This window comes from Paraburkholderia sp. BR10872 (genome assembly GCF_040965835.1).
Classification (GTDB): Bacteria; Pseudomonadota; Gammaproteobacteria; order Burkholderiales; family Burkholderiaceae; genus Paraburkholderia; species Paraburkholderia nodosa_A.
In genome coordinates, this window is sequence record NZ_JBFRCN010000002.1 from 160688 (window position 1) to 175714 (window position 15027).

General features: G+C 66.8%; 13 protein-coding genes. 6 read left to right on the forward strand and 7 right to left on the reverse strand.

Annotated elements, in window-relative coordinates; all coding sequences use genetic code 11:
* Positions 1 to 16: 16 nt before the first annotated feature.
* Positions 17 to 1345, reverse strand: a complete 1329-nt coding sequence (locus AB4Y43_RS02750) for an MFS transporter (protein ID WP_368683469.1) — start codon at positions 1343 to 1345, stop codon at positions 17 to 19.
* A 169-nt stretch (positions 1346 to 1514) separates the two neighbouring features.
* On the reverse strand, positions 1515 to 2414 hold the full coding sequence (locus AB4Y43_RS02755; protein ID WP_069265926.1) for a LysR family transcriptional regulator: 900 nt from the start codon (positions 2412 to 2414) through the stop codon (positions 1515 to 1517).
* Between the two features lie 138 nt (positions 2415 to 2552).
* On the opposite strand from AB4Y43_RS02755, the gene AB4Y43_RS02760 reads away from it, so the two are divergent.
* From AB4Y43_RS02760 to AB4Y43_RS02770, 3 genes are read left to right on the forward strand one after another with little or no spacing between them, the layout of a single operon-like run.
* Entirely contained in the window at positions 2553 to 3854 is a 1302-nt protein-coding gene (locus AB4Y43_RS02760; RefSeq protein ID WP_368726983.1) for a cytochrome c, read from the forward strand.
* The gene (locus AB4Y43_RS02765; RefSeq protein WP_069265925.1) at positions 3851 to 4312 is read left to right on the forward strand and encodes a (2Fe-2S)-binding protein; all 462 of its coding nucleotides are present in this window, start codon (positions 3851 to 3853) and stop codon (positions 4310 to 4312) included. The genes AB4Y43_RS02760 and AB4Y43_RS02765 overlap by 4 nt, the downstream gene beginning before the upstream one ends.
* Positions 4309 to 6603, forward strand: coding sequence for a molybdopterin cofactor-binding domain-containing protein (locus AB4Y43_RS02770; protein WP_368726984.1), 2295 nt, complete (start codon positions 4309 to 4311; stop codon positions 6601 to 6603). The genes AB4Y43_RS02765 and AB4Y43_RS02770 overlap by 4 nt, the downstream gene beginning before the upstream one ends.
* Before the next feature lie 20 nt (positions 6604 to 6623).
* Here AB4Y43_RS02770 and AB4Y43_RS02775 read toward each other — a convergent pair whose 3' ends face one another.
* Positions 6624 to 6911, reverse strand: a complete 288-nt coding sequence (locus tag AB4Y43_RS02775) for a hypothetical protein (RefSeq protein ID WP_069265923.1) — start codon at positions 6909 to 6911, stop codon at positions 6624 to 6626.
* A 161-nt stretch (positions 6912 to 7072) separates the two neighbouring features.
* Here AB4Y43_RS02775 and AB4Y43_RS02780 point away from each other — a divergent pair, with 161 nt between their 5' ends.
* Together AB4Y43_RS02780 and AB4Y43_RS02785 are read left to right on the forward strand one after the other, a co-directional pair.
* Complete coding sequence (locus AB4Y43_RS02780; protein WP_342948964.1) at positions 7073 to 8470, forward strand: MFS transporter; 1398 nt, start codon at positions 7073 to 7075, stop codon at positions 8468 to 8470.
* 39 nt (positions 8471 to 8509) lie between these two features.
* Positions 8510 to 9505, forward strand: a complete 996-nt coding sequence (locus tag AB4Y43_RS02785; RefSeq protein WP_368726985.1) for a GlxA family transcriptional regulator — start codon at positions 8510 to 8512, stop codon at positions 9503 to 9505.
* 14 nt (positions 9506 to 9519) lie between these two features.
* On the opposite strand, the gene AB4Y43_RS02790 is transcribed toward AB4Y43_RS02785, so the two are convergent.
* A complete protein-coding gene (locus AB4Y43_RS02790) occupies positions 9520 to 10473 on the reverse strand; it encodes a GlxA family transcriptional regulator (RefSeq protein WP_368727041.1) in 954 nt (317 codons plus the stop codon).
* A 142-nt stretch (positions 10474 to 10615) separates the two neighbouring features.
* Here AB4Y43_RS02790 and AB4Y43_RS02795 point away from each other — a divergent pair, with 142 nt between their 5' ends.
* Positions 10616 to 11419, forward strand: a complete 804-nt coding sequence (locus AB4Y43_RS02795; RefSeq protein ID WP_368726986.1) for an SDR family NAD(P)-dependent oxidoreductase — start codon at positions 10616 to 10618, stop codon at positions 11417 to 11419.
* A gap of 54 nt (positions 11420 to 11473) precedes the next feature.
* Here AB4Y43_RS02795 and AB4Y43_RS02800 read toward each other — a convergent pair whose 3' ends face one another.
* From AB4Y43_RS02800 to AB4Y43_RS02810, 3 genes are read right to left on the reverse strand one after another with little or no spacing between them, the layout of a single operon-like run.
* Positions 11474 to 12460, reverse strand: coding sequence for an ABC transporter permease (locus AB4Y43_RS02800; RefSeq protein ID WP_368618717.1), 987 nt, complete (start codon positions 12458 to 12460; stop codon positions 11474 to 11476).
* On the reverse strand, positions 12457 to 13437 hold the full coding sequence (locus AB4Y43_RS02805; protein ID WP_069265918.1) for an ABC transporter permease: 981 nt from the start codon (positions 13435 to 13437) through the stop codon (positions 12457 to 12459). Before AB4Y43_RS02805 ends, AB4Y43_RS02800 begins: the two co-directional genes overlap by 4 nt.
* Positions 13434 to 15002 carry a sugar ABC transporter ATP-binding protein gene (locus AB4Y43_RS02810; protein ID WP_342948968.1) on the reverse strand — a complete coding sequence of 523 codons (1569 nt, stop codon included), beginning with the start codon at positions 15000 to 15002 and terminating at the stop codon, positions 13434 to 13436. Before AB4Y43_RS02810 ends, AB4Y43_RS02805 begins: the two co-directional genes overlap by 4 nt.
* Positions 15003 to 15027: the final 25 nt, after the last annotated feature.

Consider the following 15027-nt stretch of genomic DNA (forward strand, 5'->3'; position numbering starts at 1 on the left):
GTACGGATGAATCAAGTCAGCTTTCCGTCGCTTCGTCATGGCCGACGAGCGCCGGGTTCGAGGCGCCGCGCTCGGCAGGCTTCACGCGCATCACGATGGCGATGAGCGTGGCGACCACGAGAAACGCGGCGATGGTGAGCAGCGCGAGCTTGAAGTTGCCGGTGGCGTGACGCACGAGACCGATGGTCCACGGCCCCACCACGCCGCCGAACTGGGCGATCGTGTTGATGAGCGCGATCGTCGCCGCACCTGCCGCACCGGTTCTGAACGAAGCGGCAAGGCTCCAGAACAGCGGGTTGCCCGCGTAGATGAAGAGGCCCGTCACGCAAAGCAGCGCATACGCGAGCAGCGGATTCGGCGCATACGCGCTGCCCGCAATCGCTAGCGCGCTCATGCCGTAGACGAATGCGAGGTGGTACTTGCGGTCGCCGGTGCGGTCCGAGCTGCGGCTCACGAGGAACGTGCCCAGCACGCCCAGCAGCGGCGGCGCGGCGGAGAGGAAACCTACTTCGATGTTGTTGAGGTGGCCCAGGCTCTTCACGATCTGCGGCAGCCACAGGAACAGGCCATAAATGCCGACCAGCGCGCAGCCGAACAGACACGCGAGACTCCAGACGCGAATGTCACTCGCGACCTTCAGCAGCGGAAAATGCCGATGGCCGCCCAGCGCCTCGCGCTCCTTGGCGAGCGTGGCTTCGAGCCATTGCTTCTCTTCCGTGGAAAGCCAGTCGGCGTCGGCGGGGCGCTCGGTCATGATGCGCAGCGTGACGAGGCCGAGCAGCATGGCGGGCACGCCTTCGATAATGAACATCCACTGCCAGCCGTGCATGCCGAGCACGCCATTCGCGTAAGTCATGACGGTGGTCGAGAGCGGGCCGCCCAGCACGGCCGAGAACGACCCCGCGATGATGTACCCGCCCACGGCGCGGGCGCGATAGCGCTCCGGAAACCAGTAGGTCAGATACACGGCGATACCCGGCAGAAAGCCCGCTTCCATTACGCCGAGCAAAAAGCGCAGCACGTAGAAGCTCGACGCGTTGAAGACGAAGGCCGTTGCGGCCGCAACGGCACCCCACGTGAGCAGAATGCGCGCGATCCAGCGGCGCGCGCCCACGCGGTGCAACAACAGATTGCTGGGCACTTCCAGCAGCATGTAGCCGACAAAGAAAATGCTGCCCGCGAAGCCGAACACGGCAGGGTCGAAGCCCATGTCCGAGTTCATGTCGAGTGCGGCGAACCCGATATTGATGCGGTCCAGATAATTGAAAAACATCATGCAGAAAAGGAGCGGCACGAGCCGCTTGTAAACCTTTCGCATGGTTGCTGCTTCATCGAAGTGACTCATGCTGTCTCCGCTTCATGGCGACGGGCGGTGCCGTCGCTGCATAGTTATCGGCCGGCAGCGGTGAGCGTTGCCGGCGGCACCCCGCGAGACAGGGCGCCTGAGTTTCGATAATAAGAAGCGGGAGGCGTCGAGTCCAAGACGCGATACTTATGCTTCTATAAGCGTGCGCTTATAGTGTGCTGGCGAGCGGCGGCGGCAGGCATTCGAGAAACGCGCGCAGATGCGGCGAGGCGTCGTCGCTGCGGAACGTCGCGGCCAGCACGGTGCGCTGTGCGGCGCCAGGGCCCGCGAGGTGGCGCGCCACGACGTCGGCGCGGCCATGACGCGCCACCGACTCGCCCACCACGGTCACGCCGAGCCCCGCCGCCACGAGCGCAATGGCGGTCTGGATCTCATAGGCCTGGTGCGCGACGAAGGGCGTCACGCCCGCGTCGCGGTAGAGCGCCTGAACCGTGCGCTTGAACTGCGCGTTCTGATGCTTCGGGTAGAGGATCAATGGCGTATCGGCGAGCTCATCGATGCGCACCTTCTGTCGTTTGGCGAGCGGGTGATCCGACGCCATCAACACCACGAGCCGCTCGCGCAGCAGCGGCAAGGTCGTGTAGCCGGGCACGGCGAGCGGCTGCCGCCCAATGCCGATATGGATGCGCATGTCGCGCAACGCGTCGGTCTGCTCGTCGGTCAGCATTTCGAACAGCTTGAGTTCGACCTGCGGATACGCCTGATGAAACGCCTTGAGCGCAGGCGGCAGCACGCTGTACATCGACGAGCGCGTGAAGCCGACACTGAGCCAGCCGCGCCGGCCCACGCCGATCTCCAGCGCGCCGTGCGTCACCTCGGCGAGCGAGCCGAGAATCTGCCGCGCTTCGGTGGCCAGGTACTGGCCCGCTTCCGTCAGGCGCAGCGGGCGGCGCGTGCGATCGATCAGTTGCGTGCCCACCCGGTCCTCGAGGGAGCGGATCTGCTGGCTCAAGGCCGGCTGCGCGATGTGCAGACGCTCCGCGGCGCGGCTGAAGTTCAGTTCCTCGGCGAGTGTCACGAAACACTGCAGGCCCCGAAGCTCGTTCATCCCGTCATCTCCGTATCGATTTGCCCAGCATCGTAATACAGTGAACCACCTGCGAACCGGGCACGCTATTTGCGCGCGATCGAACGGCGCATGCCGATCGCCATGTTGAGCGATGGCCCTCTCGGCTCTGGAGGCTCGATGAAAGGCACGCGGGTACGGATGGCGGGCATGGCCGTTGTCCTTCTTGCTCTCGCTGCCGCCTACGGCGGCCACGTTGCGCACGCCTGGGAACCAGGGCTCGCACCGGTGGCCGCGCCCTCGCCGCCTGCGGGCGACGCCGCGGCCATCGCGCGCGGCGCGAAGCTCGCGGCCGTCGGCAATTGCATGACGTGCCATACCGCGACTCAAGGTCAGCCGCTCGCGGGCGGTCTGCCGTTGCAAACGCCCTTCGGCGTGATCTACTCGACCAACATCACCCCGGACAAGGACACCGGCATCGGCGACTGGTCGCTCGACGCGTTCACGCGCGCGATGCGGCGCGGCGTTTCGCGCGACGGGCATCTGCTCTATCCCGCGTTCCCGTACCCGCACTTCGCGCAGATGAGCGACGCCGATATCGCCGCGCTCTATGCGTGGCTGATGAGCCGCGCGAGCGTCAACGCGCCGGCGCCGCACAATGCGCTGATTTTTCCGTTGGGGTTCCGGCCGCTCATGGCAGTGTGGAATAAGCTCTATCTGCCGCCTACGTCTGCTCCGTCTGCCACCTCGACAGACACACAAGCGCCCGAGGTCGCGCGCGGCCGCTATCTCGTCGAGAGCCTCGGTCATTGCGGCGCGTGCCACACGCCGCTCAACCGTCTCGGCGCCGAGCGCCGCGACCATGCGTTGCAGGGCGGCACCCTCGAGGGCTGGGACGCGCCCGCGCTCACCGACCTCACGGCACGCCCAAGACCCTGGACGCAAGCACAACTGACGAACTATCTGCGTACGGGCTACGCCAGCGAGCATGGCGCGGCGGCGGGCCCAATGCGTACGGTGACGCGCTCGCTCGGCGACGCGTCTGCCGAAGACGTCGAGGCGATCGCCGCGTATCTGATGACACTGCAGTCCAATCCGAATGCCGCCGCGCCGCCTGCCGCCGCCAGCGTCCATGTCTCGACTGCGCCCGCCAACGGCGCTACCCTGTTTGCCGCGGCCTGCGCGTCGTGCCACGGCGAAGGCGCGGCGATGTCGATCGACGGCCATCGTCCGTCGCTGTCGCTCTCCAGCGCCGTCAACGCCGATAGCCCGCGCAACATGGTGCGCATCATGCTCGACGGCATTGCCTGGCACGAGAGCGAAGCCGGGTCTTTCATGCCGCCATTTGCCGGCACCTTCACGGACACGCAGATCGCGGAGCTTGCCAACTACACGCGCGTGCGCTTCACCGCGCTTGGCCCCTGGTCCGCGCTCGACGCCCAGGCCGTGGCGCGTCTTCGCAAGGAAAGCCCATCACGATGATTACGCTCAACGTCAACGGCGTCAGCCATACCGTCGATGCCGATCCGTCCACGCCGCTGCTCTATGTGCTGCGCAACCAGTTGCGGCTCAATGGCGCGAAGTTCGGCTGCGGGCTCGGGCAATGCGGCGCGTGCACGGTGAGCGTGGGCGGCGAGCCGGTGTTCTCGTGCCTGCTGCCGGTCGTGGCCGTGGCCGAGCGGCCCGTGCGCACCGTCGAAGGACTCGGCAGCGCAGATCATCCTGGGCCGCTGCAACAGGCCTTTATCGATCAGCAGGCCGCGCAGTGCGGCTACTGCATCGCGGGCATGATCATGCGCGCGCAAACGCTTCTGGAGCGCACGCCGCACGCCACGGACGACGAGATTCGCCGTTATATGCAGCCGAATCTGTGCCGCTGTGGCACGCATATGCGCATCCTCGCGGCGATCCGGCAAGTAGCGGCGGCCACGCAGTCATGAGCCGCACTCGCCCATCCTCTTCGCTCGCCCCTGGCGGCCCCGACGACGCCACGCGCCGTCGCTTCCTCGTGGGCGGCTCGCTCATGGTGAGCTTCGCCATCGTGCCGGGCATGGCCGCCCTCGCCCAAACCACCACCGAAGCGGGCACTTTCCACGCGAGCGCCCCGAAGCTGCCCGGCAGCCTCAAGACCACGCCATCGCTCGACGCGTGGATCAAGGTCGCACCGGACGGTCAGGTGAGCGTGTTCACGGGCAAGGTGGAGTTGGGCACCGGCGTTCGCACGGCGCTCCTGCAACTCGCCGCCGAAGAACTCGACCTCGCGCCTCACGCGATCGAAATGATTACGGCCGATACGGCCGCCACGCCGAATGAGGGCTACACGGCGGGCAGCCACACGATGGCGGACAGCGGCACGGCCATCCTCAACGCGGCGGCCCAGGTGCGCACGCTGCTCGTCGAAAGCGCAGCGGCGCAGTTGGGCGTCGATGCCGCCGCGCTCACCACGCGCGACGGCGCGATCCTCGCCGCCGACGGAAGGCGAGTGACCTACGGCGAAGCGGTGCAGCACGCGAACCTGCATCAGGACGCGCAACCCAACGCCGCGACAAAGCCGCCCGCGCACTACGCCGTGATCGGGCACACGCTGCCGCGCGTGGATATTCCGGGCAAGGTCACGGGCGGCCCGAGCTATGTTCAGGACCTACGGCTCGCCGGCATGCTGCACGCGCGCGTCGTGAGGCCGCCCTCCTATGGCGCGCGGCTCGTTGCTGTCGATAGCGCGCGCGTGGCCGCGCTGCCCGGCGTCGTCAAGGTCGTGCGCAACGGCGACTACCTCGCCGTGGTCGCCGACGACGAATGGCGCTCCATCGTCGCCATGCGCGAACTCGCGCTCGCGGCGCAGTGGCAGCCGGGCCCTCCGCTGCCCGATCCCGCCGGAATTCACGCGTTCCTAATGAACCTGCCCGCACAGGAAATCGTCGTGGCGGATCAGGGCGCGCCCGCACGCCAGTCGGCGGTGACGTTGAAAGCCCGCTATTCGAAGCCCTATTTGACGCACGGATCGATCGGGCCTTCGTGCGCGCTCGCGCAACTCGACAACGGCGTCATGACGGTCTGGACGCACACGCAAGGCGTCTATCCGCTGCGCGCCGGCATAGCCGAGATGCTCGGCATGCCGCGCGAGAAAGTGCGCTGCGTGCACGTGGAAGGTTCGGGCTGCTACGGACACAACGGCGCGGACGACGCCTCCGGTGACGCCGCGCTCATCGCCCGCGAGCTGCCCGGCCGGCCGGTGCGCGTGCAGTTCATGCGCGAGCAGGAACACCTGTGGGAGCCGTTCGGCCCCGCGATGACCGTGGAGGCGAGCGCGTCGCTCGACGCCGGAGGATCGATCGTCGCCTGGCAATACGAACTATGGAGCAATACCCATAACAATCGCATCGAGAACGCGGGCCGGCTCTTGCCGGCGCAGCTGCTCGCGCAACCCTTCACGCCCGCGCCGCCCAAGCCGATTCCCATGCCGGAAGGCGGCGGCGACCGCAACAGCATTCCGCTCTACCGCGTGCCGATGCTGCACGTGCAGCATCACTTCCTGCCCGATATGCCGATACGCGTCTCGGCCATGCGCTCGCTCGGCGCGCATATGAACGTGTTCGCCATCGAGAGCTTGATCGACGAGCTTGCGAGTGCCGCGCAAGCAGACCCTGTCGCGTTCCGGCTCAAGCATCTCGACGACCCACGCGCGCAAGCCGTCATTCATGCCGTGGCCGATCGATTCGGCTGGCGTGCACATGCCGCGCGTGCGACGCACCCGGACGTGCGCGCGTCCGGCTCCGGCTTTGCATTCGCCCAATACAAGAACCTGATGGCCTACCTCGCCATTGCCATGGACGTGACCGTCATGCGCGATACCGGCGAGGTGCGTATCGAGCGCGTGGTCTCCGCCATCGACTGCGGTCAGATCGTCAATCCGGATGGCGTGCGCAACCAGGTCGAAGGCGGCATTTTGCAGTCCGCGAGCTGGACGCTCTTCGAGGAAACGCATTTCGACCGCGAAGGTATTACGAGCTTCGACTGGAGCACTTACCCGATCATGCGCTTCGCGTCGGTGCCGAGGCGCGTGGAGGTTGTGCTGATCGACCGCCCCGGCCTGCCGTTCCTCGGCGTGGGCGAAGCGGCGCAAGGACCGGCCGCGGCGGCGCTCGCCAACGCGATTGCCGACGCGACCGGTGTGAGAATCCGCGACTTGCCGCTGCTCGGGCCGAAGTCGCGGAACGCGCTCAAGGCGTAGCGAAGCCGCCGCGTGTTTCGCTAGTGCTGTTTAGGCGGCAGAGGCTGATCGAGGCCGGGCTCGACCGGCGTGGGCACCGCATCGCCCAGCGGCCTGGAAATGTCGTTGTGCGGCGCCCGATCTTTCTCGCCTGGGTCCTTGCCCGCCTCCTCCGTTGGCAAAGTCTTGGGTGGCAGCGGCTGATCGAGACCCGGCTCGGTGGGTGCAGGCACAGCGTCCCCAATTGGCTTGGGCAGATCCGTGCCGCGCGGTTCCGGTGCATCGTCGGGCTGTTCGGGATGTTCGGACTCGTCGGACTGGTTGCTCATCGTATCGACCTCCCTTCGCGATGGATATCGCATGGTCCCGCCAGATCATGCAGGGACCGTGCCAGTGGCAGCGGGGCCAACTTCAGTAGAATGAGGGACACTGAGCACCGAATCCGGCGGCCGACGAAGAATCACGCCCGGAAAATCCTGGAACACGCCTGATGCCGCACGCCCTCGATCGCCGCACCGCCGTCGCATTCCTTGTGGCCGCAACGTTCTTCATGGAGAACCTCGACGCCACCGTCATCACCACCTCGCTGCCCATCATCGCGCGCGACTTTCACACGGCGCCCGCGTATCTCTCGATCGGCGTCTCCGCGTACCTCGTCGCGCTGACGATGTTCATCCCCGTGAGCGGCTGGTTCGCCGAGCGCTTCGGCGCGCGGCGCGTGTTCGCCACGGCCATCACCGTGTTCAGCGTGGCCTCGCTGCTGTGCGCGCTGAGTTCGGGCCTGTTCGCCTTCACCGCCGCGCGCGTGCTGCAGGGGCTGGGCGGCGCGATGATGGTGCCGGTGGGCCGGCTCGTCGTGCTGCGCGACACGCCGAAGCACGAGATCGTGCGCGCCATTGCGATCCTCACCTGGCCCGCGCTGGTCGCGCCGATTCTCGGACCGCCGCTCGGCGGCTGGATCAGCACGCACTGGAGCTGGCACTGGATCTTCCTGCTCAACCTGCCGCTGGGCGTGGCCGCGCTCGTGGCCGCTCTGCTGCTCCTGCGCGACGAGCATACGCAACCGCGGCGCTTCGATACCTTCGGCTTCTTGTTGAGCGGCCTCGGCTTCGCGTTCGTCATGAGCGGCATCGAGATGGCGAGCCGCTCCGACGTCACCGCGCCCGTGTCGATCGGCACCTGCGTGGCGGGCATTGCACTGTTGGCGGCGGCCGTCGTGCATGTGCGGCGCGTGCCGCATCCGCTGTTCGATCTCGCGCCCGTGAAGATCAACACCTTTCGCGTGACCGTGTTCGGCGGCTCGCTGTTTCGCACGGCCATCGGCACCGCGCCGTTTCTCCTGCCGCTCATGTTCCAGGTGGCGTTCGGGTGGAGCGCCGTGGCATCGGGCGCACTGCTGCTGTGGCTGTTCGCCGGCAATCTATGCATGAAGCCGGGCACCACGTGGGTCATGAACCGCTTCGGCTTTCGCACCGTCTTGATCGGCAACGGCACGCTGGTCGCGCTCGGCTTTGCGGGCTTCACGCTGCTCGGGGCCGATACGCCGCGCGTCGTCGTGGCCGCGTTGCTGTTCTTCAGCGGCCTCGTGCGCTCGATGCAGTTCACCGCGCTGAACACCATTGGTTTCGCCGACGTGCCCCAGGCGCAGATGCGCGACGCGACGACGCTCTTCTCCGTGCTGCAGCAGATGAACGCCGGCATGGGGATCGCCGTGGGTGCGCTGGCGCTCTCGGTTGCCGAGGCGCTGCGCGGCACCCATGCGGGCACGGCGGGCGCAGCCGACTTCCATCTCGCGTTCTGGTTCATCACGGCGCTCGCGGCGCTTGGCGTGGTCGACAGCGTGCTGCTGCCGCGCAGCGCGGGCGCGCATATTCTCGCGCGACGCTAGCGAACCTCCGATCCCTGATTCCGTTCTTCGTTCAACACGATGCTGACCGTTGCGCTACTCGTCTTTCCAGGCGTCCAGGCCCTCGATGTGTTCGGGCCCACCGACGTCTTCTCGGAAGCCAATCGCCTGCTGCCGCCCGAGGCGCAATACCAGCTCGAGCTGATCGCAACGGAACGCGACACCGTACGCTGTTCCAGCGGTGTGCGGATCGGCGCGGACCGGTACTTCGACGAAGCAGGCGGCCATTACGATTTGCTGCTCGTTGCGGGCGGCCCATCGCTCGTTGAGCAGCCGCTTGCCGATGCGGCGCACGCGTGGCTGCGCGAAGCCAGCAGGCGCGCCCGGCGCTTCGGCTCCATCTGCAACGGCGCGCTGACGCTGGGGCGCGCGGGCTTGCTCGACGGCCGCACCGTGACGACACACTGGAACGATGCAGCCGCGCTCGCCGCGATGTGCCCGACCGCGAACGTCGAATTCGACCGCATCTTCATACAGGACGGCAATCTCTATACCTCGGCGGGCGTGACGGCGGGCATCGATCTCTCGCTGTACCTGCTCGCTCAGGATCATGGCCCGGAAATCGCGCTGCAGGTGGCGCGACGGCTCGTGGTGTTCGTGCAGCGCGCGGGCGGCCAGTCGCAATTCAGCCCGTATCTCACGCCCTACGCGGAAGCGACGTCGCCCATCGCCCAGGTGCAGCAGTACGTGCTCGGGCATCTGAATGAAGATCTTGGCGTTGAGGTGCTCGCCGGCGTCGCGCAGATGAGCAAGCGAAACTTCGCGAGAATTTTTGTGCGCGACACCAATGTGACGCCCGCCGAATTTGTCGAGAGCGCACGCATCGACGCCGCGCGCGTGATGCTGGAAAACAGCACGGCGCCGTTGAAGACGGTGGCCTTTCGATGCGGCATGCGCGACGCCGACCAATTGCGCGTGGCGTTCAAGCGCAAGCTGGGCACCACGCCGCAGCAATATCGCGCGCACTTCGGCGCTGTCACAACAAAAGCCAAACGCACCGCAAAGGCCGATACCTAGCAGCCTCGTTGCGCCTACGCCCCCGCCCGCATCTCGCGCCGCACCGCCTGCGGCGGCACGCCGAACCCACGCACGAACGCTTCGCGCATGTGCCGCCGGTCGCGAAAGCCGGTCTCGCGTGCGATGACATCGAGCGGATGCGTGCTCTGTTCGATCATGAGCCGCGCGGCCTCGAGACGCAGGCCTTCCACGGCGCGCGCCGGCGACTGCCCCGTTTCCGCTGTGAACACGCGGCTGAACTGGCGCGGGCTCAGGTGCACGGCCTCTGCAAGCTGCTCCACCGTGAGCGCGCTGCTCAGGTTGCGGCGCGCGTAGTCGAGCGCGTTCTGAATGCGGTCCGATTTCGGCGCGAGCGCGAGCATTTCGGAATGCTGCGACTGGCCGCCCGAGCGCCGCTGATGCATGACTAGCTTGTGCGCCACCGAGCGCGCCGTCTCAGCGCCGAGGTCGCGTTCGACCATGGCAAGCGCGAGATCGAGCCCCGCCGTCATGCCCGCCGAAGTCCAGACCGGCCCGTCGACGATATAGATGCGGTCGTCTTCCACGCGCACTTCGGGAAAGCGCTGCTGCAGATCGCGCGCGTAGTACCAGTGCGTAGTGGCGCGGCGACCGTCGAGCAGGCCCGCCTCGGCCAGCACGAAACCGCCCGTGCAGATACCCGCCACACGCCGCGCGCGGCCGCTCGCGCGGCGCAGGAACGCCAGCACCGCGGGCTCCGCGTCCACGGTACGCGGGTCGTTCACGCCCGCCACGATCCAGGTGTCCACGCGGCTGCGCGCGGGCGCGGGCGTGCGCAGCGTATTCACGCTCATGCCGAGCGACGAACGCACCGCGCCACCCTCCACCGAATAGTTCTCGATCGCGTAGAACGGCGAGTCGGCCATCATGTTCGCGTATTCGAAAACGCTTTGGGTCGCGAGCGCCATCACCTGGAATTCGTCGCTCAAAAGGTAGCCGATGCGGTGCATGTCCTGTTCCTGTCGCTGCATGTCCTGAATCACGATCTTATACGTCATTTGCGCCACGGTCAATCGCGGCCAGAATGTATTCACAGCAGCGCCACTTGCACGTTACCTAACCACCCGCGCCGCTACGCCAAGGAGCTTGATCATGAACCAGCCAACCCATCGCGGCACCGCCCTCGTCACCGGCGCATCGTCCGGCATCGGCGCCGTGTATGCCGCCGAACTCGCGCGCCAGGGCTACGACCTCGTGCTCGTCGCGCGCAATCGCGACCGGCTCGCCGCGCTCGCTGAGCGCATCACGAGCGAAACCCGGCGCGACGTGGAAGTGCTCGCCGCCGATCTCAACGACCGTGACGATCTCGCCGCCGTGGAAGCGCGTCTGCGCGACGACGCAAGCCTCACGCTGCTCGTGAACAACGCGGGCATCGGCACGCACACGCCGCTCGTGGAGAGCGACGTCGATTACATGACGCGCATGATCGAGCTGAACGTCACTGCGCTCACGCGGCTCACCTATGCGGCCGTGCCGGGTTTCGTGGCGCGCGGCCAGGGGGCGATCATCAACATCGCTTCCATCGTGAGCATCGCGCCCGAGATCCTCAACGGCGTGTATGGCGGCACCAAGGCCTTCGTGCTCGCGTTCAGCCAGTCGCTGCATCACGAACTGGCGAGCAAGGGCATCCGCGTGCAGGCGGTGCTGCCCGGCGCCACGGCCACGGAGTTCTGGGAGACGGGCGGCCTGCCGCTCGAACATCTCGACAGCGCGATCGTCATGTCCGCCCAGGACATGGTGCGCGCCGCCCTCACCGGCTTCGAGCGCGGTGAAACCGTGACGATTCCGTCGCTGCACGACGTGGAGCAATGGAACGCGTTCGAGACGGCTCGCCGCGCGATGTCCACGCAGCTGTCCAGCAACACGCCCGCGCCGCGCTATCGCGTCGCGCAGTGACGTTCCGGTTCGTTCAGATGGATTGAGCATGAAGCGGGGGCTCGCCCCCGCGCCCTAGACTTCGCGCTTGCTGCGCCCGTACAGCAGCAGCATGGCCGCGATCACCACGCCGTAAATGATCTGCCGCCCCGCCTCCGGCATCTGCGCGACCGAGAGAATGGACTGCAGCAGCGTGATGAGGATCGCGCCGGCGACAGTGCCGAGGTACGACCCGCGGCCGCCCAGAATGGAGGTGCCACCCAGCACCACCGCCGCGATCGCGGGCAGCAGGTAGGCGTCGCCCATCGACTGCGCGGCCTTCGACGCATAGCCCGCGAGCAGCACGCCGCCGAACGCGGCGAAGGCGCTGCACACGGCAAACGCGGCCACGGTCACGAGCCGCGTATCGATGCCGGAAAGATACGCCGCGCGCTCGGTGTTGCCGATCGCGTACAGCGTGCGCCCGAAGGTCGTGCGCGAGAGCAGGAACATCGTCGCGGCCCCGATCACCACCCACAGCGCCACGGCATTCGGCACGCCCGGCAAGAGCCAGCCCGCGGCGAGCCAGCGCATGACGAGCGGCGCGGAATCCTGCGGCGACGATCCGCCCGTATAGACGATCATGATGCCCTGCGCGACCGCGTTGGTCGCGAGCGTCGCGATCATCGAAGGAATACGCAGGAGTGCGACGAGAATGCCGTTGACGATGCCGATCAGCACGCCGCAGCCAATGCCGACCGGAATCGCGAGAATCTGCCCGAGTTCGCCATGTCCGGCGACGGCACAGGCCATCATTGCGCCCACCGTGATCGTCCACGGCAACGAGAGGTCGATGTGGCCGAGCAGAATCACCATCATCAAGCCGGTGGCGATGATGCCGAGAAACGCGCCGACCTTCAGCTGCAGCAGGATGTATTCCGGCGACGTGAAGTTGCGCGAATACATCCCGCCGACGAGCAGCAGCGCAACGATGCACCCGAACGAGATCAGGATCGGCTTGTCGATCCTGCGCGTGAGCCTCGACACGAAGGTGGTGCGGGTGCTTGCAGAAACGCCGCTCATTGGAACCACTCCAGACGGTTGCGCACGCTGAACAACCCGCACGCGCCGATCGCGACGGCAAGCAGCAGAATCACGCCCTGGAATAGCGGCTGCCAGAGCGCATCGACGTTGAAGACGAACAGCAGGTCGCCGATGGAGCGGAACGCGAACGCGCCGAAGATCGCGCCGATCGCGCTGCCCTTGCCGCCGAGCAGCGACACGCCGCCGATCACCACGGCGGCAATCGAAAAGAGCGTGTACGAGTTCGCGCTGCCAAGGCTCGCTTCGCCGGTGTCGGTGAAGAAGGTCAGAAACAGGCCGCCGATTGCGGCGAGCAGGCCCGCCAGCGTATAGCTCGCGAACTTGGCGCGACGGATCGGCATGCCGGAGAGGAAGGCCGCGGGTTCGGAGGAACCCGTCGCATACGCCGCACGGCCCACCGCCGAGCGTTTGAAAGGAATCCAGACGATCACCACGGTCGCGATCAGGATCAGCAGACTCGCCGGCACGGCGCCCGCGACCTTGCCGGTCAGGGCGTCGGCGAGATCTTCGTTGATCGTGCCGCCGGGCACGGGGCGCAGCAGCAGCGCCAGCCCGTAAAACACGGCGCCGGTCGCGATCGTCGTCACGATCGGCTGAAGGCGGCCGAAAATGATGATCACGCCGTTGAGCGCGCCGCACAGCGCGCCCGCCGCGAGCACACCGACGATGCCGAGCGCGCTGTGCAGCGCGTCGCCCGTGACGATCCACGAGGCGATGCAATTCGTCAGCACGAGCATCATGCCGATGGAGAGATCGATGCCGGCCGTGAGCACGACGAGCGCCTGCCCCATCGACACCAGCGCGAGCAGCACGGCCTTGTTCGCCGCGGTCTGAAACACGTTCGCCGATAAGCTCGACGGATAGTTGACGAGGTAAATCGCGAACATCAGCACGAACAGGCCGAACGCGAACACCGTTCCGCGATTTTCCGCATACCAGTAACGCAGCCCGCTCATGGCGCGACTCCCGTGGAAGACGAACCCTGCGCAACCTGTCCGACTTGTCCAACCGGCAGGTCCAGTGCGCTCGCGATCAGGTTCTGTTCGGTGATCGCCGGCCCGACGAGTTCCTTCTTGATCCTGCCTTCGTACAGCACGAGCACGCGGTCGCAGCAGCCGATCAGTTCGTCGTAGTCGGTCGAATAGAACAGGATCGCGGCGCCTTCGTCGGCGAGGCGCCTGAGCAGCTGATAAAGCTCCTGCTTGGTGCCCACGTCGATGCCGCGCGTCGGGTCGCTGAGGAGCAGGATTCTGGGCTTGCGCATCAGCCACTTCGCGATGACCACTTTCTGCTGATTGCCGCCCGATAAAGAGCCCACGGGCGCGTCGACGCCGTGCGATTTGATCGCGAGAAGCTCCATCATCCGGTCGACGAAGGACTGCTGGCGGGTGCGATCGATTACGCCTGCGGTCGACATGCGATCGAGCGCGGCAAACGAGAGGTTCTCGCGCACCGACATCGGCAGCATCAGGCCTTCAGTCTTGCGGTCCTCCGGTATCAGCGCCATGCCGATTCCCTTTGCGCGCGCGGCAACGGGGCTGCCGATCGACACGGCCTTGCCGTCGATCTCGATCTTGCCCGCGCAGCCGCGTAGCACGCCGAACAGCGCGAGCAACAGTTCGCGCTGCCCTTGCCCGTCGAGACCGCCCAGCCCGAGAATTTCACCGGGCTGCAGCGAAAAGCTGATGCCCTGCAGCGTGTCGCTCCACGCGAGATCGTGACAGGCGAGCACCGGCGGGCGCTCGGCCTTTTCCGCGGGTTTGTCGGGGAAGACATGCTGGTACTTCCGCCCGATCATCATTTCGATGACCTCATTATCCGAGCGCGTGCCCGCCTCGAAGCTCATCACATGACGGCCATTGCGATACACCGTGCATTCGTCCGCGAGCGCCTTCACCTCGTGCATGCGGTGCGAAATGAAGAGCAGCGCGAGCCCCTCTTCGCGCAGCCGCTTGAGCACCTCGATCACGCGCGCCACGTCGGCGGCGGTCAGCGCCGAGGTGGCCTCGTCGAGAATCAGGATGCGCGGTTCGTGCGCGAGCCCCTTGGCCAGCTCGACCATCTGCTGGCGCGACAGCGGCAGGTCGCGCACTTTCGCGAGCGGGTTGATGTCGGCCGCGCCCGCGCGGGCCAGCGCTTCCTCGGCCTGGCGGCGCTGGGCCCGGCGGTCGATCATGCCGAAGCGGCGCGGCGGGTTCGACGCGAAGATGTTGTCGGCCACGCTCAGGTCGGGGATCAGCGACAGCTCCTGATACACGCAGACGATGCCCGCCGCGTTCGCCTCGGCGGGCGAGGCGAACGCGACTTCACGGCCTTCGAGGTGCATCACGCCCTCGTCCGGCTGCACCACGCCGGACATCACCTTCAGCAGCGTCGACTTGCCCGCGCCGTTCTCGCCGAGGATCGCGTGAATGCGGCCCCGGCGCACCGCGAGGTCCGCATGATCCAGCGCCACCGCGCCGCCATAGCTTTTCGACACGCCAGACATCTGAAAGAACGGCTGCCCTGCATCCTGCTGCATGCTTCGCCTCCCGTCACGTCACGTG

Excerpts from the sequence above, each read along its gene's own strand:
- AB4Y43_RS02765 (WP_069265925.1), top strand. The coding sequence starts at position 3,851 with ATGATTACGCTCAACGTCAACGGCGTCAGCCATACCGTCGATGCCGAT.
- AB4Y43_RS02760 (WP_368726983.1), top strand. The coding sequence starts at position 2,553 with ATGAAAGGCACGCGGGTACGGATGGCGGGCATGGCCGTTGTCCTTCTT.
- AB4Y43_RS02775 (WP_069265923.1), bottom strand. The coding sequence starts at position 6,911 with ATGAGCAACCAGTCCGACGAGTCCGAACATCCCGAACAGCCCGACGAT.
- AB4Y43_RS02805 (WP_069265918.1), bottom strand. The coding sequence starts at position 13,437 with ATGAGCGGGCTGCGTTACTGGTATGCGGAAAATCGCGGAACGGTGTTC.
- AB4Y43_RS02790 (WP_368727041.1), bottom strand. The coding sequence starts at position 10,473 with ATGCACCGCATCGGCTACCTTTTGAGCGACGAATTCCAGGTGATGGCG.
- AB4Y43_RS02785 (WP_368726985.1), top strand. The coding sequence starts at position 8,510 with ATGCTGACCGTTGCGCTACTCGTCTTTCCAGGCGTCCAGGCCCTCGAT.
- AB4Y43_RS02800 (WP_368618717.1), bottom strand. The coding sequence starts at position 12,460 with ATGAGCGGCGTTTCTGCAAGCACCCGCACCACCTTCGTGTCGAGGCTC.
- AB4Y43_RS02770 (WP_368726984.1), top strand. The coding sequence starts at position 4,309 with ATGAGCCGCACTCGCCCATCCTCTTCGCTCGCCCCTGGCGGCCCCGAC.
- AB4Y43_RS02795 (WP_368726986.1), top strand. The coding sequence starts at position 10,616 with ATGAACCAGCCAACCCATCGCGGCACCGCCCTCGTCACCGGCGCATCG.
- AB4Y43_RS02810 (WP_342948968.1), bottom strand. The coding sequence starts at position 15,002 with ATGCAGCAGGATGCAGGGCAGCCGTTCTTTCAGATGTCTGGCGTGTCG.
- AB4Y43_RS02755 (WP_069265926.1), bottom strand. The coding sequence starts at position 2,414 with ATGAACGAGCTTCGGGGCCTGCAGTGTTTCGTGACACTCGCCGAGGAA.
- AB4Y43_RS02750 (WP_368683469.1), bottom strand. The coding sequence starts at position 1,345 with ATGAGTCACTTCGATGAAGCAGCAACCATGCGAAAGGTTTACAAGCGG.
- AB4Y43_RS02780 (WP_342948964.1), top strand. The coding sequence starts at position 7,073 with ATGCCGCACGCCCTCGATCGCCGCACCGCCGTCGCATTCCTTGTGGCC.